The organism is Cohnella panacarvi Gsoil 349 (assembly GCF_000515335.1).
Lineage (GTDB): Bacteria > Bacillota > Bacilli > Paenibacillales > Paenibacillaceae > Cohnella > Cohnella panacarvi.
This window is the reverse complement of sequence record NZ_KI911563.1, coordinates 1,955,406-1,976,417: the sequence shown is the minus strand read 5'-3', so window position 1 is coordinate 1,976,417 and position 21,012 is coordinate 1,955,406. Positions and strand designations below refer to the sequence as shown.

20 protein-coding genes are annotated in these 21,012 nt (G+C 57.3%); 15 read left to right on the top strand and 5 right to left on the bottom strand.

Features of this window, described 5'->3' with window-relative positions:
• Window positions 1–35: 35 nt before the first annotated feature.
• Window positions 36–839 (top strand): alpha/beta hydrolase, encoded by an 804-nt coding sequence (locus COHPA_RS0109495; RefSeq protein WP_027085942.1) that lies wholly within the window; start codon window positions 36–38, stop codon window positions 837–839.
• A 338-nt stretch (window positions 840–1,177) separates the two neighbouring features.
• Here COHPA_RS0109495 and COHPA_RS0109490 read toward each other — a convergent pair whose 3' ends face one another.
• Complete coding sequence (locus COHPA_RS0109490; protein ID WP_027085941.1) at window positions 1,178–1,927, bottom strand: Crp/Fnr family transcriptional regulator; 750 nt, start codon at window positions 1,925–1,927, stop codon at window positions 1,178–1,180.
• Between the two features lie 243 nt (window positions 1,928–2,170).
• Between COHPA_RS0109490 and COHPA_RS23295 the strand changes: the two genes are divergently transcribed.
• The 4 genes from COHPA_RS23295 to COHPA_RS0109470 all read left to right on the top strand — a co-directional run bounded on the left by COHPA_RS23295 (window position 2,171) and on the right by COHPA_RS0109470 (window position 5,154).
• Window positions 2,171–2,626, top strand: a complete 456-nt coding sequence (locus tag COHPA_RS23295) for a GAF domain-containing protein (protein ID WP_027085940.1) — start codon at window positions 2,171–2,173, stop codon at window positions 2,624–2,626.
• A 54-nt stretch (window positions 2,627–2,680) separates the two neighbouring features.
• Window positions 2,681–3,334 carry a response regulator transcription factor gene (locus COHPA_RS0109480; protein WP_027085939.1) on the top strand — a complete coding sequence of 218 codons (654 nt, stop codon included), beginning with the start codon at window positions 2,681–2,683 and terminating at the stop codon, window positions 3,332–3,334.
• A complete protein-coding gene (locus COHPA_RS0109475) occupies window positions 3,327–4,457 on the top strand; it encodes a PAS domain-containing sensor histidine kinase (protein WP_027085938.1) in 1,131 nt (376 codons plus the stop codon). Before COHPA_RS0109480 ends, COHPA_RS0109475 begins: the two co-directional genes overlap by 8 nt.
• Before the next feature lie 169 nt (window positions 4,458–4,626).
• Window positions 4,627–5,154, top strand: coding sequence for a DoxX family protein (locus COHPA_RS0109470; protein ID WP_027085937.1), 528 nt, complete (start codon window positions 4,627–4,629; stop codon window positions 5,152–5,154).
• Window positions 5,155–5,289: 135 nt separating this feature from the next.
• Here the strand turns inward: COHPA_RS0109470 and COHPA_RS0109465 are convergent, their stop codons facing one another.
• Entirely contained in the window at window positions 5,290–6,195 is a 906-nt protein-coding gene (locus tag COHPA_RS0109465; protein ID WP_027085936.1) for an AraC family transcriptional regulator, read from the bottom strand.
• Between the two features lie 144 nt (window positions 6,196–6,339).
• Between COHPA_RS0109465 and COHPA_RS0109460 the strand changes: the two genes are divergently transcribed.
• A complete protein-coding gene (locus COHPA_RS0109460; protein ID WP_027085935.1) occupies window positions 6,340–7,185 on the top strand; it encodes a sugar phosphate isomerase/epimerase family protein in 846 nt (281 codons plus the stop codon).
• Window positions 7,185–8,204: a Gfo/Idh/MocA family protein gene (locus COHPA_RS0109455; RefSeq protein ID WP_027085934.1), complete on the top strand. Its 1,020-nt coding sequence runs from the start codon at window positions 7,185–7,187 to the stop codon at window positions 8,202–8,204. The genes COHPA_RS0109460 and COHPA_RS0109455 overlap by 1 nt, the downstream gene beginning before the upstream one ends.
• 39 nt (window positions 8,205–8,243) lie before the next feature.
• Here COHPA_RS0109455 and COHPA_RS0109450 read toward each other — a convergent pair whose 3' ends face one another.
• Entirely contained in the window at window positions 8,244–9,008 is a 765-nt protein-coding gene (locus COHPA_RS0109450; RefSeq protein ID WP_027085933.1) for a TIM barrel protein, read from the bottom strand.
• A gap of 144 nt (window positions 9,009–9,152) precedes the next feature.
• Here COHPA_RS0109450 and COHPA_RS0109445 point away from each other — a divergent pair, with 144 nt between their 5' ends.
• The 5 genes from COHPA_RS0109445 (at window position 9,153) to COHPA_RS0109425 (ending at window position 14,057) form a co-directional block, all read left to right on the top strand.
• On the top strand, window positions 9,153–9,788 hold the full coding sequence (locus tag COHPA_RS0109445) for a hypothetical protein (RefSeq protein WP_027085932.1): 636 nt from the start codon (window positions 9,153–9,155) through the stop codon (window positions 9,786–9,788).
• 270 nt (window positions 9,789–10,058) lie between these two features.
• Entirely contained in the window at window positions 10,059–11,111 is a 1,053-nt protein-coding gene (locus COHPA_RS0109440) for a LacI family DNA-binding transcriptional regulator (RefSeq protein WP_027085931.1), read from the top strand.
• The gene (locus tag COHPA_RS0109435; protein ID WP_027085930.1) at window positions 11,108–11,833 is read left to right on the top strand and encodes a ThuA domain-containing protein; all 726 of its coding nucleotides are present in this window, start codon (window positions 11,108–11,110) and stop codon (window positions 11,831–11,833) included. The genes COHPA_RS0109440 and COHPA_RS0109435 overlap by 4 nt, the downstream gene beginning before the upstream one ends.
• 23 nt (window positions 11,834–11,856) lie before the next feature.
• Entirely contained in the window at window positions 11,857–12,963 is a 1,107-nt protein-coding gene (locus COHPA_RS0109430; protein ID WP_027085929.1) for a Gfo/Idh/MocA family protein, read from the top strand.
• A 191-nt stretch (window positions 12,964–13,154) separates the two neighbouring features.
• On the top strand, window positions 13,155–14,057 hold the full coding sequence (locus tag COHPA_RS0109425) for a DMT family transporter (RefSeq protein WP_027085928.1): 903 nt from the start codon (window positions 13,155–13,157) through the stop codon (window positions 14,055–14,057).
• A 16-nt stretch (window positions 14,058–14,073) separates the two neighbouring features.
• On the opposite strand, the gene COHPA_RS24345 is transcribed toward COHPA_RS0109425, so the two are convergent.
• Together COHPA_RS24345 and COHPA_RS0109415 are read right to left on the bottom strand one after the other, a co-directional pair.
• Window positions 14,074–16,080, bottom strand: coding sequence for a sensor histidine kinase (locus tag COHPA_RS24345; protein ID WP_027085927.1), 2,007 nt, complete (start codon window positions 16,078–16,080; stop codon window positions 14,074–14,076).
• Complete coding sequence (locus tag COHPA_RS0109415; RefSeq protein WP_035119409.1) at window positions 16,077–16,742, bottom strand: response regulator transcription factor; 666 nt, start codon at window positions 16,740–16,742, stop codon at window positions 16,077–16,079. Before COHPA_RS0109415 ends, COHPA_RS24345 begins: the two co-directional genes overlap by 4 nt.
• A gap of 214 nt (window positions 16,743–16,956) precedes the next feature.
• On the opposite strand from COHPA_RS0109415, the gene COHPA_RS24340 reads away from it, so the two are divergent.
• From COHPA_RS24340 to COHPA_RS0109395, 3 genes are all read left to right on the top strand, one after another.
• Entirely contained in the window at window positions 16,957–20,346 is a 3,390-nt protein-coding gene (locus COHPA_RS24340; protein WP_027085925.1) for a glycoside hydrolase family 44 protein, read from the top strand.
• 123 nt (window positions 20,347–20,469) lie between these two features.
• The gene (locus tag COHPA_RS0109400) at window positions 20,470–20,658 is read left to right on the top strand and encodes a hypothetical protein (RefSeq protein WP_027085924.1); all 189 of its coding nucleotides are present in this window, start codon (window positions 20,470–20,472) and stop codon (window positions 20,656–20,658) included.
• A gap of 8 nt (window positions 20,659–20,666) precedes the next feature.
• The gene (locus COHPA_RS0109395) at window positions 20,667–20,960 is read left to right on the top strand and encodes a hypothetical protein (RefSeq protein ID WP_027085923.1); all 294 of its coding nucleotides are present in this window, start codon (window positions 20,667–20,669) and stop codon (window positions 20,958–20,960) included.
• Window positions 20,961–21,012 lie beyond the last annotated feature (52 nt).

Sequence of the window (21,012 nt, the reverse complement as noted above, 5' to 3'; positions counted from 1 at the left end):
CGAAATCGTATACGAAAAGGGAGAGTCGAGATCCAATGAGGTTTGAAACGATCAAACTCGAGAATAGCGCAAGCGCCACTTTGACTTTGTACCTGCACAATATTCACGAATTGGGCGACAAGCCCCGGCCAACCGTTGTGATTACACCCGGCGGCGGTTACGAGTTCGTATCCGAACGCGAAGCCGAGCCGGTGGCGATCGCCTATTATAATGCGGGTTATCAAGTTGCTATTCTCCGTTATTCCGTGAAGGAAGAAGCTCGCAACCTGCAGCCGATGGTAGAAGCGATGACATCGATCCGCATGCTTCGCGACCATGCCGCTGACTGGCGCATCGATCCGGACCAAATCGCCGTATGCGGCTTTTCGGCCGGCGGACATCTGGCGGCTTCGACCGGAACGATGTGGAACGAGCCGGCGCTCAAGGACAAGCTTGACGGCGCACCTGACCGTTATCGGCCGAACGCCTTGATTCTGAGCTATCCGGTCATTTCCTCGGGCGAATTCGCGCATCGCGGCTCGTTCTATAACCTGACCGGTTCCCATGAGGACGACGACGCGACGGCGTTCTTCTCGCTCGAGAAACGCGTAACCGCAGAGACGCCTCAGACGTTCATCTGGTTCACGGAAGAAGACGGCGCCGTACCCGTCGAGAACGGGCTGCTCTTCATCTCCGCATTGCGCAAGCACAAGGTATCGTTCGAGTGCCATATTTTCAACAAAGGACAACACGGCTTATCGCTCTGCAACGAAGAGGTGAACACGCCGAACCCGCACGCGGCCCACTGGTTCATGCTTAGCGTGGAGTGGCTGCGTTCGATCGGATTTATCGCCAAGTAGAATTTCGCTTGCTCAAGCGTCTCGCTTCGGACAGCGCGGCGCTTTTTTGTGGGGAAGTTAGTAACTGCACCGAATACTGTACGAGGAAAGGATATGCGGCGAACTCATCCTTTTACATGCATGAAGTGCATTTAATCCAGCCCAAAAAAAGATTTAAGCGTAGTTATGGGGTTTTACGTGTATTTCGTGCAGGTATAATGATTAAATCCGATCGGATGGCTCGCTTAACTGTATTTCGTGCAGGTCTGTGGCTGGTTAGAGGCGGCGTACATACAAAAACCTTGATCGCCGATATCAAAGGCAGTCAAGGTTTTGTTATATCGTAAGCAGGTATTTATTTAGATACAGCATACGTTCCCCGGGCAGGCCGGACACTCCGGACAGCCGCCTATTTTCTTGAGGGCGCCCAAGTCGCGGATAATGATTCGGCCGCCTTGCATATCGATCGTGCCTTCTTCCTTGAGCCCGTTAAGCATCCGGTTGACGCTCTCGCGGGTCGTGCCGATGAATTCGGCCATCTCCGTATTCGTCAGCTTCAGGTTGATTCGAATGCCGTCTTCTTGGACGACGCCGAACGAGTTCGCCATGCGGATCAGCGTCGAGGCCAGCGCGCCGGGCTTGCCGAACAGCAGAAGGTCGCGAAGCTTCGATTCGGTCACGCGATGGTTAAGCGCCATCCAATTCATGAAGGGAAGGGCCAGATCGCTATGTTGGACGAACAGCATATCGATGTCCTTCCAGGCTATGATGCCCAGTTCGGCGTTATCCACTACTTCGGCGCTGTAGCCATGCGCGACGCCGTGGCCGCCGCCCAACTCTCCGATCAGATCCCCGGCTTGCAGAATCGACAGGATCAGGCTTTTGCCGTCTTCAGTCGTTTTGCGAAGCATCACTTTACCCGAACGAACATAGATCAGCTTGTTGCAAGGCTCTCCTTCCCAGAACAGGACGGTACCGGCTTTCGCGCGCTTAGGCGCCATGATCTCTTCCAATAATTCGAATTGTGCCGCCGTTAAGAAGCTCGTGATCCCCTTCTCGTTCCTCGTCGTCTCGCATGGAATCGGAGCAAATGCTAACATCGCCGCCATAGTCGCCATCCCCTTCGGTGTGCTTGTGACTTTATTGTACAATCGAATCGAAACAAGCGTTATCGGGGAGATTCCTGATTGTTAGGGGGCAACTCCCTTATTTTCCTGTGAGAAATCTCACACGGATTCCGCGATTCAGTACATTCCCCGATCCCAAAATCAGGGGATTCCCCGACTCCTTTCGTACGGGCGATTCGATACACTGAAATCAGAGGGTGCGCGGACTCGAAAGGTGCGGTTTCTATGACAATGAACAATGGGGCGCAAGAGGCGCTCGACGGACTTCGGACTGAGATCGGCTGCGATTTCTGCGCGCTTGCCGTATGGTCCGGCGAGTCGCGCGTGCTGAAGTGGAAGCTGGCGTCCGGCAACGGGAACGGTAAATTCGCCGGAATCGCCGAGAGGGAGCAAAGCGGACTGTCCCAGACGGTCGTTAAAGTAGGCAGAGCGATGTCGCTGCAGCTCGCGGAGCTGCTGGCCTCCCGGCGCATACACGAATATCCGATCCTTCTTGCGGAAGGGTTAAGGTCGGCATACGCCGTTCCGATCCTCGCGGATCGGAAAGTGGTCGGAGTGCTGCTGGCCGGCGATCGCAAAAGGCGTATTTATCGCGCGGAAGAACGGAATAGCCTGTTGATCGCGGCCGACGCGCTCGCAAGCCGTCTTACGGATCGGCCGGAGCAGTCTACGACGCCGTAAAACGATATGTTAGAATGAGAGTATGACAATCGAGGTTCGGCGAGGAGGATCGGCATGATTCGGATATTGGTAGTGGACGACCATGCGGTCGTAAGATCGGGTCTGCATTTGCTGCTCAACGGCAAGCATGGCTGCGAGGTCGTAGGCGAAGCGGCTGACGGGGACGAAGCGATCGCGAAAGCGGAAGAGCTTCGTCCCGATGTCGTGCTTATGGACTTAAGCATGCCGCACGGCAAGGACGGGCTGACGTCGACGGCCGAGCTCAAGAAGCTGTTGCCGGATACGGCGGTGCTCATCCTGACGATGCACGACGACGAAGGCTACTTGTTCCGGGCCATTCAAGCGGGAGCAGCGGGCTATATTCTGAAAAGCGCGCCGCACGACGAGCTGTTGACGGCGATTCGCAACATCTCCGCGGGCGAAGCTTATTTGTACCCGACCGCGACCAAAAGGCTGATGAGCGATTATATGGATCGCATGAAACGCGGCGAGCATCAGGGGACGTACGAATCGTTGTCGGAGCGGGAGAAGGAGATACTGGCCAAAGTCGCGCAAGGCTACGCCAACAAAGAAATCGCGGAGCAGCTCGTGATTAGCGTAAAGACGGTAGAGACGCATAAGAGCAACCTGATGGAGAAGCTGGATTTGAAAACGAGGCCGGATCTCGTCAAATTCGCCATGAAGAAGGGGTTGCTGAACTTTGAGTGAACGGTATCCGTCCGAGAATCTCGCTCAGTACGTAGAGACGCTGCTTCCGCAACTGGAGAAGCAAATTCCCGATTCCGAGTTTCGCGAGCTGCTGCAACGCTCGCTCAAGCAGCTCGCCGACGTGAAGTACGCGCTCGACGAAGCGTCGATCGTGGCCGTAACGGACCGCAAAGGGACGATCCAGTACGTGAACGATAAGTTTTGCGAGATTTCCGGGTATTCGCGCGAGGAGTTGATCGGGCAAGATCATCGTATCGTTAACTCGAGCATGCATAACAAAGCGTTCATGCGCGAATTGTGGGCGACGATCTCCTCCGGGCGAGTGTGGCGGGGCGAAATCCGAAACCGCGCGAAACACGGCGGTTATTATTGGGTCGATACGACGATCGTTCCGTTCGTGGACGCCGAAGGGCGTCCTTATCAATATTTGGCGATTCGGCATGAGGTTACTCAGTTGAAGGAGACCGAGGCGCAGCTACAGTCTATGATGACGCAGATGATGAACATCCAGGAGGAAGAGCGCAGGCGGTTTTCCCGGGATTTGCACGACGGCATCGGACAAAGCTTGTTTTCGCTGAAAATCACGATCGACAGCATGCTCTCCGAGGGCAAGGACGCCGGCCTAGAGCGGCTCGGCCAACAAGTCGCGCAGTTGATGGTCGAAGTGCGGGGGCTTGCTTGGGAGCTTCGTCCGTCCGTGTTGGACGACCTTGGCATCGTGCCGGCGCTCCGTACGTATATCGACAATTTCGAGCGGCATTACGGCATTCGCGTCACCTTCGATTGCGATTTGCGCAAGCGGCCGAGCTTGCTGGCGGAAACGACGATCTATCGCGTCGTGCAGGAGGCGTTGACGAACGCGGGCAAATACGCCGAAGTGTCGGAAGCGTCCGTGACGCTTCGCGGTCTTGGGGATATCATCGAGGTCGCGATCGATGACAAAGGCAAAGGCTTCGACAGGGAGAACGCGGGACGAGGCGTCGGCTTGTTCAGCATGGAAGAGCGGGCAAGAGCCGTATCCGGACGCATTCGTATCGTATCGTCGCCGGGTGAAGGAACGAAAGTGCTGCTGAAAATTCCCGCAGGCGAGTTGGAGAAGGCGAACCGGGAGCGGGAAGAATAAGCGGAGTTGCCTAAAAGAACTGCCGGTTGAGCATACCGGCAGTTCTTTTTTCTGTTATTGTGACTAACGATGAGATTTAGTGATTTTTTTCACATACATGGCGAACAATCGGATTCATAATGGGGGTGTAAGGAAAAGTTAACCGAAATCCCAAAGGGAGATGGCAACTATGGTTACCAAATGGCTGAGAGACAACGTATGGGCGGCAGCGGCGATCTTGCTCTTGAGAATATATGTCGGTTGGCAATGGATCGACGCGGGCTGGCATAAGATGACGGGCGGATTCGATGCCACGGGGTTCCTGAAGGGCGCGATCGGCAAACCGGTCGCCGATCATGCGACGCATGAAGTCATCTATCCGAACTACACGTACTTCATCGAACACTTCGCCTTGCCGAACGTGAAGCTCATTAACTTCTTGATCCCGGTAGGCGAGTTCCTGATCGGCGTCGGACTTATCGTCGGCGGATTGACGATCGCAGCCGCGTTCTTCGGAATCCTGCTGAACCTCCTGTTCCTGTTCGCCGGCACCGTAAGCACGAACCCTTGGCTGATGCTGCTGGGCATGATCATCTTCTTGGCAGGCGCCAACGCCGGACGACTCGGCTTAGACTTCTATCTGATGCCGCTGCTCCGCAAAGGCTGGGCTAAAGCGATAGGCCGCCGGGAGCCGAAGGAGAAGCCGGTTATCCAATAGCCGAACGCTTGTAGTACAATACAAGAAAATCTCGGCTAGTCTACGGAGGTCGCAGGGTTATGCAATATTCGCTTGGCAAGCATGCGCCGAAGGTCGATCCTTCGGCGTATGTCGCGCCCGGGGCGCGCATGGGGATTAGTACATTCCCGATTTCATTTTGACCGTCTTGGCGTATTCGGAAGGGGACATCCCCGCGTTCTTCTTGAACTCTCTCGAAAAATAATGAATACTGGCATATCCTAGCTTGGCCGATATTTCGGTCAGGTTATATTTGTGTTCGCGGATTAGCGATTTGGCTTCCTCGAGTTTCAGCGCCCGGTAATATTCCATGACGCCGCAGCGGAAACGGTCGTGGAAAATTTGTTTGAGTCGGCTCTTGCCGACGTGGAATTGCGTGCAGAGCTGCTCCAGCGTAAGGGGCTCGGACAGATGCTCCTTCAGGTAGGCGACGATCCGTTCGCTCAGCTCTTGTTCGAAGTTCGCCTTAAACTCGGTTGTCAGTTTACCGGGCGGTTTGCCCGATTCGGCGACGGAGACGGCGCGCACGAGCGAGATGAGCAGGATTTCAAGGTGCGATCGCATTAATTGCTCGCTTCCGAACGGGGCGTCCGGACGGCGGACGAGCCGGTGCTCCGACGGATCGTCGAAGGGCGGCGAGAACGCGCGGAAGCCTTCCTGCACGGCGAGTGACAGCCATTGCCTGTCCGCGTCGCTCAGCGTCAGCACGAGATCGCGCAGCGCGTCCATGCCCGACGAATCGCATTCGAAAGAGAGGACGACCAAGTGCGGGGGCTTGTGATGGGGCTTAACCTGCACCGTATGGAATTCGTCCGGCTTATGGAAAATCATGTGTCCTTGCTTCAGCTCGTAGGTCCGGTCGTCCGCGCGCACTTCCACGGTTCCCCGGTCCACGTACAGCAACTCCCAGAAATCGTGCCGTTCCCCTTCGAAGATGAAGCCGTTCGCGTATTCGAAGTAATGGAACGAGATCAGCTTGTCGACCTTGAGGGAATCCGCGAGCGCCGTTCTTACAAATTCCATGCTTCCGCCTCCTGTTCACACAAGATTGTAGCAATTAAGCCCGGGGTTCGCCAAGCGTGCAAATCTATCGGCCGAATTGCTAAAGAACGATCGGACAACGACGTCTATAATCAACACTATCATAGCGATAGGAGTGGATCGAGGATGAAGAAGGGCATCAACGTTTGGTCGTTCCCGGGCGGCATGAAGCTGGCGGACGCGATTCGGCTCGCCAAGGATGCGGGCTTCGAGGGGATCGAGCCGGCGCTCGGCCTGGAGGGCGAGCTCGGTCTCGACTGCACGGAGCGCGACCTGCTCGAGATCCGCAAGACGGCGGAGGAAGCGGGCGTCGAACTGACGAGTCTAGCGAGCGGCCTCTATTGGGATTATTCGCTGACGAGCTCGGACCCGTCCGTGCGCGCCAAGGCGCGCGACATCGTCAAGAAGCAGCTCGAATCGGCGTCCGTACTCGGTGTGGACACGATTCTCGTCGTTCCCGGCGCGGTCGGCGTCGACTTCATTCCGGGCTCCGAAGTCGTGCCGTACGACCGGGCTTACGATTATGCGTTTGAAGCGCTGTCGCAGCTCGCGTCGGAAGCCGAAGCGCAGCGCGTCAACATCGGCATCGAGAACGTCTGGAACAAGTTTCTGTTGTCCCCGCTCGAGATGCGCGGCTTCATCGACGCGATCGGCTCGGACTACGTCGGCGCTTACTTCGATGTCGGCAACGTGGTCTATTCCGGCTATCCGGAGCATTGGATCCCGATTCTCGGCAAGCGGATTAAGAAAGTCCACTTCAAAGACTACCGCCGGGACGCGGGCGGCCTGCACGGCTTCGTCGACCTGCTCGCGGGCGACGTGGATTACCAAGCGGTCGTCGCTGCGCTGGACGGCATCGGCTACGACGGTTATGTGATCGCCGAGATGATTCCTGGCTATAAGCAACAGCCGCAACAGATCGTCTACAACACATCGGGCGCGATGGACGCCATTCTGGGGAGGAAAGCGTAATGCTACGCATCGGATTGATTGGACTCGGCTTCATGGGCAATACGCATTTGGAAAACTACATGCGCCTTGAAAGCGAAGGTCAGCCTGTTCAAGTCGTCGCGCTGTGCGACATGGATCCGGAAAAACTGAAGGGACCAGCGACCGCAGGCAACATCGAGACGGTCGGAGGCGCGATCGATTTCGGCCGCTTCAATCGATATACGAGCGTGACGGACATGCTTGCAAACGAGCAGTTGGACGCGGTCGACATTACGCTTCCTACGTTCTTGCACGAGCAAGTCGCGGTGCAATGCCTGAACCATGGACTGCACGTGCTGTGCGAGAAGCCGATGGCGTTGACGCCGGAAGCTTGCGATAACATGATCGCCGCAGCCGAGCTTAACGGCAAGCAATTAATGATCGGACAATGCCTCCGATTCTGGCCGGCATACATCCGATTGAAAGAAGCGACCGACAGCGGCGAATTCGGCGCGGTGACGAATGCTTACTTCTTCCGCGGCGGCGCAACGCCGTCCTGGGGACCGTGGCTGCTGCAGAAGGACAAGAGCGGCGGTGCGCTCATGGACATGCATGTCCATGACGCGGACATGGTGTACTGGCTGTTCGGCATGCCGGAAGCGGTTTCTGCGATCGGACGCAACGTCGTGCCGGGAAGCGGCTACGATCTCGTGTCGGCGCATTACCGTTACGCCGGGGGACAAGTCGTGAACGCGCAGGCGGATTGGACGCTGCAAGGCGACTTCGGGTTCGACATGAATTATCGCGTCAACTTCGAGCGGGGCAACATCGTGTTCAAGGACGGCGTCGTGAAGGTGAATCCGAACGAGGGTCAAGGCTTCGAGGCGGAGTTGCCTGCGGATTTGGGCTACTATTATCAACTGAAGCACTTCGTCGAATGCTTGGCTGCGGGACAACCGATCGCCACGTCGACGGGACGCGACACCCGCGGCACGATCGCGCTCGTAGGCGCCGAGTTGCGCTCCGCCGACCGCGGCGGCGAATGGGTCGAGGTCGGGTAAACGAAGGGCAAAGATCGTAATCGATCTTTGCCCTTTACGCTATATTTTCGCCAGTACATCCGCCTTGAACTGCTCCAGCGCGGCATCCGTATCGATCGTGTAACCGCACTCCAGTCCGACGAAACCGTCGAAGCCCGTACCTTTGATCGCGCGCAGGATGTTGACGTAATTCAGCTCGCCCGTGCCAGGTTGCTTGCGTCCGGGGTTGTCGGCGATATGGTAATGGTTGATGCGGTCGATGAAGCCGGTGGCGTTGCGGATGACGTTGCCCTCGGTAATCTGCTGATGATACACGTCGAAGACGAGCTTGACGTTCGGGCTCCCGACTTGATCGACGACCGACGCGGACTCGTCCGAGCGCTGAAGGAAATGTCCGCGGTGATCGACAAGTCCGTTTAGCGGCTCAAGCTCGAGCACGATGCCGGCCTCTTCCAGCATAGGCGCGCAGCGCTTAAGCGTCTCGACCATCGTCCGCCGCTGCGATTCGCGCGGCACGCCGTCCAGGGCGTTGCCGGTTTGCGAGATGATGGAACGAACCCCGAGCCTACGGCAAGCTTCGATCGTATCGCGCACTCCCGCAAGGTAGGCGTCCCGTAACGACTCGTCCACCAAGCTGATGAACTTCGTGCACGCGGCGCTAATGCCGACGCCGATTCGCTCTTGCTCCTTCGCGACGCGGGTTAAGTCGTTCAATTCCCACCATGCGTAATATTCGAGCCCGTGAAAGCCGTGCTCTTTGATTTTCTCGAGGTGATAAATTTCGTCCTTGCCGGGGTACGCTCCGATACATAACGATATTCGCATCGCGGTTCGCTCCTTGTCGTCGATCTGAACAGCTTATGGATTCATTGTAAACGAGCTTGCGTCGGAAGAGAATAACCGCAACCATTCTTTGAAAGTAGACTGACCTGGCGCCGGAATGTTAGAATGAGGCGGGTGGTGTTTACGATGACGAATGATACGACGAACAATACGGATAACGGCAATGACAATGGCAATTCTACAGCCATGCCTGAAGAGCAAATGAAGGAACTGGTCAAAGCCGTCGAACATAACGGCTTGATCGCATTAAGACAGCGTTTCGAGCATGTAGACAGCCATGTCATGCCTCACCAATTATACGGACCGGTCTTCGCGTTCCAAGTGAAGGACGAAGCGGGAGACGCTTACGTCGTCGGATTTTTCCTCCGCGAGCTGGTCGCGATGTTCCAAGGCGGGGGCGACCCGTCGCAATGGATGGCTTCCTTCTATTACGACTTGATGAAGGTTAAAGGCGGGAAGCTGCTTCCGATGCCGCCTAAAGACGATGACGAGGCGAAAGCCATTATCGATAAAGTCATCCTTCCGGCTTGCTACGAAGCCGTGAGAGAGGAATTCGCTCCGGAGGAAGTGCACGCGGGTCTCGATTGGCATGCCGAGCATGGCCCGGTTCTCGAAGCCGGATTTCCTTCGATCAAGGACGGCAACAACGTATGCGCGTTTCCTCTTCATGTGCTGATCGCGTATTACTTGTTGAATCGCGATCCTTCCGATCTGCCGATCCAAGGGTTATATAAGATTCGCGAAGAGCATGGGTTAGAATAATAGGCGTTGTGCGACCGAGAGACCGCGCTTCATATGAGGCGCGGTCTCTCGGTTTTTGGTTCATTCCCCATCGTGACGAGCCAAAGGTCAGGAAGACCTCTAAAATCCCGCGCATCCTCCAACGTGACTCTCTAGAAGACAATATGACCTCTAATTTCTAACACCCGGCGAAGGTTCCGTACCGGCCCGACCGATTACCGATTCGTGAGTTGACTCGCCCCTCTTTCCGTGCCATAATGTACACGCGTACATTATTAAGGATAGAACAGGATGGCGGATTCCGTGTCCAACCGCAAACAAGTCGCCGAGCTGGCCGGCGTATCCGAAGCTACCGTATCCCGCGTATTGAACGGGATCGGACCGATGAAAGAGTCGACTCGCCAGCGGGTATTGGCGGCGGCGAAGCAGCTGAATTACGAACTGAACGCCATCGCTTCCTGCTTTGCCCGCGGCAGAAGCGGCAACATCGGCGTCGTATTGCCTCACGTACCGAAGGTCCATCTTTTCTCCACGTATTATTTCTCCGAGATTCTGAGCGGGATCGGAGAAGCGGTTCGCGCCAAAGAATACGGCTTGCTGCTGTTATTCCGCGACCCTGACGAAGTGTACGATTACGCCTCGTTGTTCCGGACGCAGCGCATCGACGCTTGCATCGTGCTCGGAGCGAGCGCGATTGCTTCCGAGCGCGAAGGGATCGCGAAGATGGCGGGACAGGAATTGCCGTTCTGCGTCATGGACCAACGGTTCCAAGACATGGATGCAAGCACGGTGGCGGCGGACCACGTGCAAGGGAGCTACGACGCGGTGAAGCATTTGCTCGAGCAGGGGTTCAGGCGTATCGGGTTTCTTAACGGCGCGCCCCAATACTCGAACAGCGTCGATCGGATGGCCGGGTACATGCGAGCGTTACGGGAAGCCGGGATCGAGATCGACGAATCGATTATCTATCAAGGCAACTACAGCCGTAAAAGCGGATGGATGGCGGCGGATGCCGTTCATGCCGACCTGGGTAAGCTAGACGCGCTATTCGTGGCGAACGATCGGATGGCGATCGGGCTTATTCAAGGCTTGCGTGACAAAGGGTGCCAAGTCCCGGACGAATTGCCGATCGTCGGCTACGACGACTCGGACGCCGCCAGCATGACGGAACCGCAACTGACGACGGTAAAGGTACCGTTCTACGAGATGGGCAAGCTGGCGGTCGAGCGATTGTTGGAACGGTTGTCCGATCCCGACGGGACGAAGGTTAGATTTAACGAAACGCTGCAGACGCAGTTTATCGTAAGGAAATCAAGCGGCATGAACAGGAGCGAGAACAGATGACGAAGAAAAAAGCGTTGATCGTATGGGGCGGCTGGGACGGCCATCAACCGAAGGAAGTGGCGGAAATTTTCCGCGGCCAGCTCGTGCAGGAAGGGTTCGAGGTCGAAGTGTCGGACACGCTGGAAGCGTTCGCGGACGGCGAGAAGCTGAAGGCGCTCGATTTGATCGTTCCGGTATGGACGATGGGTAAGATCGACGGCGCATGGGTGAGCAACGTATCCGCGGCCGTTCAGAGCGGCGTCGGGCTTGCGGGATGTCACGGCGGCATGTGCGACGCGTTCCGCGAGAACACCGACTGGCAGTTCATGACGGGCGGCCAGTGGATCGCGCATCCGGGCAACGACGGCACGACGTACACGGTCGAGATTAAGCAAAGCTCGAGCCCGCTCGTGGAAGACATCGCGGATTTCGAGGTGTGCACGGAGCAATATTATTTGCACGTCGACCCGGCGAACGAAGTGCTCGCGACGACGCGGTTCCCGACCGTCCCGGGGCCGCATTCCACGAATAAATCGATAGACATGCCGGTGGTCTGGACGAAGCGCTGGGGACAAGGCCGCGTATATTATAACTCGCTTGGCCACCAAGCGAACATTATGGAAATCCCCGTCGTTCAGGAGCTTATGCGCAGAGGCTTCAACTGGGCGGCGGAAGGCAAGGCGCTCGCGAGCGCGGATGAGCAGCAGGAAGCCTATACGGGAATGCAGGACAATCAACTTTAAACATCCGGAGATGAGAATCCCTAATGGACAAAATCAAAGTCGGCATCATTGGAACAGGCAACATCAGCGGGATTTATTTTCAGAACGGCCAAAAGTTCGATTCGATGGAAGTCGTCGCTTGCGCTGATCTAGACGTAGAGCGCGCCAAAGCCAAGGCCGCCGAACACGGCATCCGCGGCTGCTCCGTCGACGAGCTGCTCGCCGACCCTGGCATCGAGATGGTCATTAATCTGACGATTCCGCTTGCTCACGGATCGATTAACTTAAGAGCGCTCGAAGCCGGCAAACACGTCTACGTGGAGAAGCCGTTCACCGTTACGCGCGAGGAAGGACAGGAAGTGCTGGAGCTAGCCCGCCGCAAAGGGCTGCTCGTCGGCAGCGCGCCGGACACGTTCCTCGGCGGCGGCATCCAGACTTGCGTCAAGCTCGTTGAAGACGGCTGGATCGGAACGCCGATCGGCGCGACCGCGTTCATGCTCGGCGGCGGTCACGAAAGCTGGCATCCGTCTCCGGAGTTTTATTACCAGAAGGGCGGCGGCCCGATGTTCGACATGGGGCCGTATTATATAACGGCACTCGTATCTCTGCTTGGACCGATCGCTAAAGTGACGGGTTCGACGCGGATATCGTTCCCCGAGCGCACGATTACGAGCCAACCGAAAGCGGGGCAGAAGGTCGTCGTGGAGACGCCGACTCACGTAGCCGGAATCATGGAATTCGAGGCGGGTCCGATCGCCACGATTCTGACGAGCTTCGACGTGAAGGGCGGCACGATGCTGCCGTGCATCGAAGTATACGGCAGTCACGGAACGATTCAAGTACCGGATCCGAACGGTTTCGGCGGCACGATCCGCGTCCGTCGCGCCGGCGCCGCCGGAGGCAACTGGTCCGAGGTGCCTTTGACGCACGGTTACACGGACAACGCTCGCGGCGTCGGCGCTGCCGACATGGCGCGGGCGATTCAAGTCGGACGGAAGCATCGCGCGAACGGCGAGCTGGCTTATCACGTGCTTGAAGCGATGCACGGCTTCCATGACGCGGCCGAGCAGGGCAAGCACTATGTCATGAAGAGCTCCTGCGAGCGTCCGGCGCCTATGCCGCTCGGCTTGCCGGACTTCAAGCTGGATTAGTCGATGGCCGTAAACCGGGACGACGATGTCGTTCCGGTTTTTTGCCCTTTGTATCGATATCCCCGTCGCTCAGGGGAGGCGTTGGACCGCTACGGCGGCGCTCGCCGCCATATTATTATTGCATCCGTCCGCGCCTTCCTGCACAATGGCAAAGTATGCGTACATAAGCTGAATTGGAGCCTGACAACACCATGCACAATAACAAATGGATATCCTACGCCGCTTTGGTGCTCGTCGCGGCGATATGGGGCGCGAACTTCGGCGTCTCGCGGTCGGCGATGGAGACGTTCGACCCCGTGCTTTTCGCGTTCCTCCGCTTCGGCGGCGCCGTTCCCTTCTTCTTCCTGATTCTGTGGATCAAAGAGGGGAGTATCGGAGTGCCTTTGAGGGACATGCTCGCGCTTGCCGCCATCGGATTGGTCGGCATTACGGGGCTCGAGATCGCGGTGATGTACTCGATCAAGTACACGACGCTAGCCAACGCATCGCTGCTGAACGTCGCGCCTTGGCCGATATTCGCCGCGTTGTTCGCGCCGCTCTTCGTCAAGGAGAAGTTCACGCGTAGGCTTGCGGTCGGCGGCGTCGTCGCCATGATCGGCGTCTCTTTCGTCATCCTTGGCGGCAGCGAAGGATTGAGCCTGTCCTCGGATCACATGGTAGGCAACTTGCTGGCCTTCGGAGTCAGCATCGTCGGCGCGTTGTACAATCTGGCTTGCATGCCGCTGATGAGCCGTTACTCGCCGCTTCGGGTGAGCACGTGGTCGATCATGTTCGGCACGTTGTTCATGCTCCCGATCACGATAGGCACTTGGGACGAAGTGGATTGGAGCGGGCTCTCCTCCGGGCACTACACCGCGATCGCCTATAACGTGCTGATCAGCACGGTGTTCGCCTTCGTCGCTTGGAACGGCGGCATGCATAAGGTCGGCGCCGCGCGCGCGAACTTCTTCCGCTACGTCGTGCCGGTATCCGCCGTCGTCGCGGGATACTTGTTCTTCGACGAGCAAGTGACCGGCATGCAGCTTGCCGGAACGGCTTTCATGGCGGCAGGCCTTGCGTACATCGGCATGGAAAAGCAGAGCAAACAAGATTAAGACGCCGACCGTATAGCTACACGGCGATATGAGGAGTTTTCGAGCCGCCGGCCAGCGGCAATACAATACGAAGCTCGCAGCCGATCTGCTCCCCGCGTTCGTCCATGGAGGAGCCGATTTCCATTCGTCCGCCTAACAGCTGGACGCGTTCCATCATCGCGGTAAGCCCGAAACCGGGCTTCGAATCGCCGAACGGAACGCCGTCGTTCGCCAGCTTGAAGCTCAGCCACCCGTCCTCGGATCGCAAGTCAAACCGGAATCGGCTGCAGCGCGCATGGCGAATCCCGTTCGTCAGCCCCTCTTGCAACGCATGATAGAGCACTTGCTCGGCTAGCTTGCCAAGCCCGGCAGGAAGCTCGATTCGTTCCTCCACTTCGACTTCCATTTTGTCGACCGTATCCCTGATCAGCTCCTTGAGCGCCAGTTCGAGGTTAAAAGGGGCGTTATCGACTTTCAGCATGCGCACGGTTTTGCGAATTTCGTCCAACCCTTTGCGGACTAGGCCGTTCACGACGGCGAGCTTATCGATCGGAATGGCTTGGTCGCGCTCGGCAAGCCTCTTCGTCGCTTCCAACTGGACGATCGCGGCCGTAAGCGTATGGCCGACGACGTCGTGCATTTCGTGCGCGATCCGGGTTCTTTCCTCCAGCACCGACATCTCGGCCAGCGTCTCCGCCTTCTCCCGCATCGTCTCCTTAAGCGAGAGATTGGCTTTCTCCAATTCCTTCGTCCGAATGTCCACCAACTGCTCCAATTTGCGATGAAAAAGCTCTAGCTCGGCATTTTTAACGACCAACTCCTGCGCGTTCCGTTCGGATTCCTGATGGACGCGGCGTACGTTGGATACGAGTACCATGACCATGCACAGCATGAACAAGAACAGTCCGTTCGGCAGCATGCCGCCGATGATGTACTCCGAATAAGGCCATGCTTGCATAAGATCTTGCAACAATCCCGGAGGGTGTATTCCGATCGTATGCGTCACCCCGCAGACGGTTAGCACGGCATACCCCCTCACAAGCCACTGCCGGATGTCGTCCCGAGCGGAGGCGGTACGTCTGAACAGAACCGCGGTAACGACCGCGATCGCGGCAATGCCGACGAACGGAAACACGTTAAAGAACATGATCCAGTACCCGTAAGTGTCCCAGACTCCGATGGTCAGCGTGGTAACGATGAACGCCAGCAACGCGAGCTTGGCGAGTCGAATCCATCGGTTCTTGGCCGCGCCAAGCGCTTCCGCGTACATTCCGATGAAAGCATAGAAACAGAACGGCAGCAGCAGGTCGTTCCAATAGGACACCGATCCGACATTCACGAACCATTGAAGAGACTGGCAGACGAACAGCAGGCCGAAGCCCGCCGCGAGCGCCAGAAGAGCAGCCCACAAATACGTTCTGACTCTCCGTCTGGCGTACAATGCCGCGCCGGCCACGCCGACGATCAAGTTAAACAGCGCGATCGCGTAAAGAGGCCACTCCCCCCGCAACATGCCGCCGAGCACAACGTCAGGATCGGACATGATCATCCATTCCCAGGATAGAAAAGGGTGCCCTTCCCAGATCATGCGTACGGCGATTTCCTTGCCCTCGTCCTGCGGGCTAAGCTTTAAGGGATGCACGTGAATCCGGTAATTGTTCCATAAGAGCTTATCGTCCATGCGATAACGGTAGACGGGTTCTCCGTCCAAGGACACTTCGAATCTGTTCATTCCGGCCATGAACAGGTAAGGCCGATCGAAGTCGATCGCCGGCAAGACGCGGCGAACGGTCAGCTCTCCCTTATAGCCGTGAAGTCGGCGCCACTCGGTCTCGTCGAAAGGACGCCAGGAACCGGCGCTGCCGGAGTCGACCGATCCGTATCGGACTTCCCAATGTTTCAATAACGCGACCGGCGGGTTGTCGCCCTCGCCGACGTACTCGCGATCGCGCATGAATAGCTGCGGATTGAATAGGGCCAATATGACGAGACATAGCGCATGCCACGTCAGCCGGGATAACCAGTCGCGCTTCATGGCGTTCATGGGATCAAGAACTCCTTCAATCTTTTAATGGATTCCGTGCGTTCGTTCGTTCCGATCTTGCCGTAGATCATGCTGACGTAGTTGCGGACGGTGCCTTCGCTCATGAACAGGGACGCCGAAATTTGCTTGTTCGATTTATCCTGAATCATCAGCAGGATGATTTGCCGTTCCTTCTCGTTGAGATAGATGCCCGCTTCCGTAAGCCGCTGCTCGTTCCAGGCTGCCCCGGTTTTCCGCGAACTCAGGCTTTTCACCCTTGCGGCCAGTTTGGCGGCGATCGGAGCGTGCATGATCAAATGTCCCCGCATCGCTTCGCGGATCGTCTGCACGATCTGGTCTCCGGCCATATCTTTCAGCAGGAAACCGTCCGCTCCGCTCGCCATCGCTTCGACGATCAGCTCGTCCTCGAGGAACGTCGTCAGCATCAGAACGATCTTATTCGGATACCGTTCCTTGATTCGTTTCATTCCTTCTATTCCGTTCAGCTCGGGCATTTTGATATCCATGAGCACGATATCGGGCGAAGTCGCCTCGGTCGCCTCGATCGCTTCTATTCCATTGGACGCATGGCCTACCGTGCGCATGTCGTCCTCTATATTGATAATGGTCTGAAGGCCTTCCCTCAGCAACGTCTGATCGTCGACGATCAGGACACGTATCATATGCGGCTCCATTCCCTTCGAGCGAATAATCGGGACGAACGACTCTCGTACGTACAGCTTAACACAGGACATTAGGCGTGTGAGCGGTAGGAGCTCATGTCATGACCGCAGTGACAAAAGAAATGACCCGTGTCACTAGGCTATGCCGCGTCATCTTCATTACGATCATGGAGGAGCGTTGTGTCGAACGCTGCCGGAAGGAGAGGGGAGATCGATGATGTTGAGAAGAGGCAATCGAACGAGAAGCAAAACCGCGTTAATCTTAAGCATGGCGCTCATGCTGTTATGGAGCGTATGGGTAACGCCGCCCCGGGCGGACGGCAAGGCGGCTGGCGAGCTTGTCGTGTACGGAGACGAGCTTTCGGGTGAATTCGTTGATTACGGTTGGGCGAGCGCCGACCTGGCGTCGACCGAATACTTCCTGGAGGGAGAGCGTTCCATTAGACTGACGCCGGAAGAAGGGACTGCCCTGTACTTCTACAAGGATCGGGTAATGTCCGCCTCCGATTACGGAACATTGCGCTTTTGGGTCAATGGAGGCAGCACCGGAGGGCAGCAGTTAAAGCTCGTTCTGTCGCTTGGCGGGCAGCCTGTACTGGAGAAACAGCTAGCTGAGCTTGTGTCCGGCGGCATTCAAGCCGGACAGTGGAGCGAAGTGCGAATTCCGCTGGCGGACCATGGTGTGACGGGTCTGATCGACGGACTATGGATCTGGGGCGAAGGCGGCCAGTCCCCGGTGTATGTGGACGGTATCTCTTTCTTGTCGGATGGCAAGACGAACGACAAGGAAGAGCCGACGGATCCGGAGGAAGAGCCGGATAACGAGCCGGAAGATGAACCTCAGCCTACGGGCAATAACGATCCCGGTAACGCGTTGCCGATCGAAGCGATCGACGGCGTGTACGTGTACGACGACGGGATCGGCGGCCAGTTCACGAACTACGGATGGGGTACGGTCGATTTCGGGGAGCAAGGGACGGTTCATACCGGGCTGCAAGCGATCCGTTTCACGCCGTCGGGCGACGCGCCGATCTACTTCTATAGCGACCGTATCGTGACGGACAAAGAATTCGAGAAGCTTAGATTATGGGTAAACGGCGGCGCGGACGGAGGACAACGCCTGAAGCTGGTTTTCTTGGCTGGCGGTCAAGCCGTCAAGGAGCTGACCTCCGGGGAACTGTTCGGAGCGGCCGGCGTTCCCGCGGGGACTTGGACTCAGATCGAGCTGGCATTAGCGGATCTTAGCCTGCCTAACGGTCTTTTCGACGGGCTGATCATCGTCGGTGAGGGCGGAGAGCAGAACAGCGTCTACCTTGACGATATCGCGTTCGTGCGCAAATACGTCGCTCCGCCTGCGCTGCTCGAAGTGCGCATGGATAAGCCGGAGCTTGTGCTGCTGCAAGGAGAGACGAATCGACTGGACGCGGAAACCCTTGTCGAGACCGGCGCGACTGAGTTCGTATCGGAACAAGCCGAATGGACGTCGGAGCATCCCGAGGTAGCTCGGGTAGACGGAGGCGAGATCGAGGCGCTTTCCGTGGGCATTACCCGAATTACGGCGACCTATCAAGGATTCACCGCAGTCGCTTACGTGCAAGTGACGGAGACGGAAGCGGAGGACGTCTATACGGACGAGCTGGCGGACGGCTACCGCAACCAAAGCTGGCATGACAAAGATCTCGCGAATACGGAACAAGCGCACGGTGGCGAACGTTCCATCAAGTTCGAACCGGACGGATGGGACGGCGTGTGGCTGGTCAGCAATGAAAGCAAGGAAGCGTCCGACTATTACGGCTTGGAAATGTGGATTCACGGCGGCGTTACGGGCGGACAGAGGCTGCTGCTTCATGTCTACGACGGCGATGCGGGCATAGGCGCCGTAGACGTGGCCGATTTCGCCGAAGGCGGCAGCCTGCCTGCCGGGGCATGGACGAAGGTTTCGGTTAACTTCGCGGAGCTTGGCATCACGGAGGGGCAGTTCGACGGGATGGTCATTCAAGCCGGAACCGAAGACGATCAAGCGGCCGTCTACATCGACGACGTAAAGCTTCTCCGCAATATTCACGCGGGCGAATTGCCGGAGCCGGAGCTCCCGTCGATCGCGGTTTCCGTCGATATGGACGCCGAGCGCAAGCCGATCGATTCGGAAATATACGGCATCAACTATAACGACAACGACGAGACGGATTCGACGCTCAAATTCCCGGTGCAACGGTGGGGCGGCAACAATACGACCCGCTACAATTGGCAGCTCGATGTCGCGAATCGCGCGTCGGACTGGTACTTCATGAACTATCCGTACGACAACGACAATCCCGAGGCTCTGCCGCACGGATCGACGTCCGACAGGTTCATCGACTCCGTCCATGCGCAAGGCGGCAACGTGCTCTTGACCGTACCGACGATCGGCTGGACGCCGAAGTCGCGCGAGCTGGCGTTCGGCTTCAGCCGCGAGAAGTACGGCGAGCAGGAAAGCTTCGCCCAGGAGCATCCGGACGCGGGCAACGGCGTGCGTCCGAACGGAGACCTCATTACGGGCAACGATCCGACCGACACGTCCAAACGGATCGGACCGGAATTCGTGACCGATTGGATGGAACATATTTCGAGTAGAACCGGGAATAAGCTGCATTATTACGCGCTCGACAACGAGCCGGAAATTTGGCACGTCACGCATCGCGACGTCCACCCCGAAGCTCCGACCTACGACGAAATCTGGGGCTTCACCGAGAAATACGGAAGCGCGATCAAGGCTAAAGACGGCGAGGCGCAAGTGTTCGGGCCGACGTCTTGGGGCTGGTGCGCGTACTTCTATTCCTCGGCGGACAACTGCGCCGACGGTCCGGATCGTCAAGCCCACGAGGGCAAGCCGTTCCTTGAGTGGTATTTGGAGCAGATCAAGAAGCACGAAGATCGGACGGGCGTAAGACTGGTCGATTATCTCGACATCCATTACTACCCTCAGGAGGACGTCGTCACTTCCGGAGACGAGAGCCCTGCGGGCACGAAGCGTCGCTATCAGTCGCTGAAGTCGCTCTATGATCCGAATTACGTCGACCAATCCTGGATTCAGGAGCCGATTCGCCTCATTCCGCGCATGAAGGAAATGATCAATAACCTGATGCCGGGCATGAAGCTCGCGATTACCGAGTACAACTTCGGCAACGGAGACGGCATCAGCGCCGGTCTGGCGCAAGCCGAAGCGCTCGCGATTTTCGGACGCGAAGGCGTCGATCTCGCGACGAGATTCGGCGTCGTTAAAGCCGGTACGCCGATCGAGGACGCATTCAAGCTGTACTTGGACTACGACGGACAAGGCAGCGCGATCGAAGGCGAAAGCGTCAGCACGAAGAGCGCGATTCCGGATGCGCTTGGCGCCTATACGATCGCCGGAGCCGACGGCAAGACGTACGTGCTTCTGTTCAACAAAGACAGCGCCGTGCGCGAAGTGAACGTGAGCGGCGAGTTCCGCGAAGCTCAAGCTTCCGTGTACCGCTTCGGTTCGTCGAAGCGGTTGACGGCAGGCGGCACCGCGGACGTCGAGTCTGACGGCTTCTCGCTGAGAATGCCGGCCAGATCGGCCGCGCTGGTCGTTATTCAGTAAGTTAGCAAGCAACCCGAACCGCCGGTAGCGATCCCGGCGGTTTTTTTGCGCGAGCTTTTCAGTGTGTAACAAAACTGGATTCGTTATGCTGAGATCAAACATGCACCCGACGGTGAAAAGCAGATGGAACGGAAACGGCGTATTCGGGTTACCGTGATGATCATGATGATGCTTGCTTGGATCGCTTTGTTCGTCCTGCCGTTCGCAGGCTTGTCCGCCGACAAGGATAAGCCTATGGCGCAAGATGGCGTGCTGGACTTGAGGGACTGGAGCTTTGACCGGGACGGGACGGTGCGATTGAACGGCGGCTGAGACTTCCGGTGTTGTTCGTACGCCAGCTCTATCCGAAGGAGTTCGCCGGTCTGCCCGGGAAACTGCTCGTCTGGATAGGGTGCGCGTTCATCGCAACGCTTGTTGCGTTCCCGGCCGAGGTGTATACGAGCCTTATCGGGCATTACAAGTATGTATCGGTGTTCTGCTTGGCTTTGCGGCGAGGCCGCGAAGGCGCGTCGCTGCAGCTATTCGGTCGGATGGTCTTCATTGCGACGGCTATTCACGATATCGCATATAGTAACGGATACTTGTTGTGGAGCGATATGCAGCTTGTTCCGTAACTCGATGACACCGCGCTATACCCCGATAAAATCGGGTTACGGAGCGTGCCAA

Coding starts and splice junctions, on each gene's coding strand:
- COHPA_RS0109495 (WP_027085942.1), top strand. CDS start 36: ATGAGGTTTGAAACGATCAAACTCGAGAATAGCGCAAGCGCCACTTTG.
- COHPA_RS0109490 (WP_027085941.1), bottom strand. CDS start 1,927: ATGGCGGCGATGTTAGCATTTGCTCCGATTCCATGCGAGACGACGAGG.
- COHPA_RS23295 (WP_027085940.1), top strand. CDS start 2,171: ATGACAATGAACAATGGGGCGCAAGAGGCGCTCGACGGACTTCGGACT.
- COHPA_RS0109480 (WP_027085939.1), top strand. CDS start 2,681: ATGATTCGGATATTGGTAGTGGACGACCATGCGGTCGTAAGATCGGGT.
- COHPA_RS0109470 (WP_027085937.1), top strand. CDS start 4,627: ATGGTTACCAAATGGCTGAGAGACAACGTATGGGCGGCAGCGGCGATC.
- COHPA_RS0109465 (WP_027085936.1), bottom strand. CDS start 6,195: ATGGAATTTGTAAGAACGGCGCTCGCGGATTCCCTCAAGGTCGACAAG.
- COHPA_RS0109460 (WP_027085935.1), top strand. CDS start 6,340: ATGAAGAAGGGCATCAACGTTTGGTCGTTCCCGGGCGGCATGAAGCTG.
- COHPA_RS0109455 (WP_027085934.1), top strand. CDS start 7,185: ATGCTACGCATCGGATTGATTGGACTCGGCTTCATGGGCAATACGCAT.
- COHPA_RS0109450 (WP_027085933.1), bottom strand. CDS start 9,008: ATGCGAATATCGTTATGTATCGGAGCGTACCCCGGCAAGGACGAAATT.
- COHPA_RS0109445 (WP_027085932.1), top strand. CDS start 9,153: ATGACGAATGATACGACGAACAATACGGATAACGGCAATGACAATGGC.
- COHPA_RS0109440 (WP_027085931.1), top strand. CDS start 10,059: ATGGCGGATTCCGTGTCCAACCGCAAACAAGTCGCCGAGCTGGCCGGC.
- COHPA_RS0109435 (WP_027085930.1), top strand. CDS start 11,108: ATGACGAAGAAAAAAGCGTTGATCGTATGGGGCGGCTGGGACGGCCAT.
- COHPA_RS0109430 (WP_027085929.1), top strand. CDS start 11,857: ATGGACAAAATCAAAGTCGGCATCATTGGAACAGGCAACATCAGCGGG.
- COHPA_RS0109425 (WP_027085928.1), top strand. CDS start 13,155: ATGCACAATAACAAATGGATATCCTACGCCGCTTTGGTGCTCGTCGCG.
- COHPA_RS24345 (WP_027085927.1), bottom strand. CDS start 16,080: ATGAACGCCATGAAGCGCGACTGGTTATCCCGGCTGACGTGGCATGCG.
- COHPA_RS0109415 (WP_035119409.1), bottom strand. CDS start 16,742: ATGATACGTGTCCTGATCGTCGACGATCAGACGTTGCTGAGGGAAGGC.
- COHPA_RS24340 (WP_027085925.1), top strand. CDS start 16,957: ATGATGTTGAGAAGAGGCAATCGAACGAGAAGCAAAACCGCGTTAATC.
- COHPA_RS0109400 (WP_027085924.1), top strand. CDS start 20,470: ATGGAACGGAAACGGCGTATTCGGGTTACCGTGATGATCATGATGATG.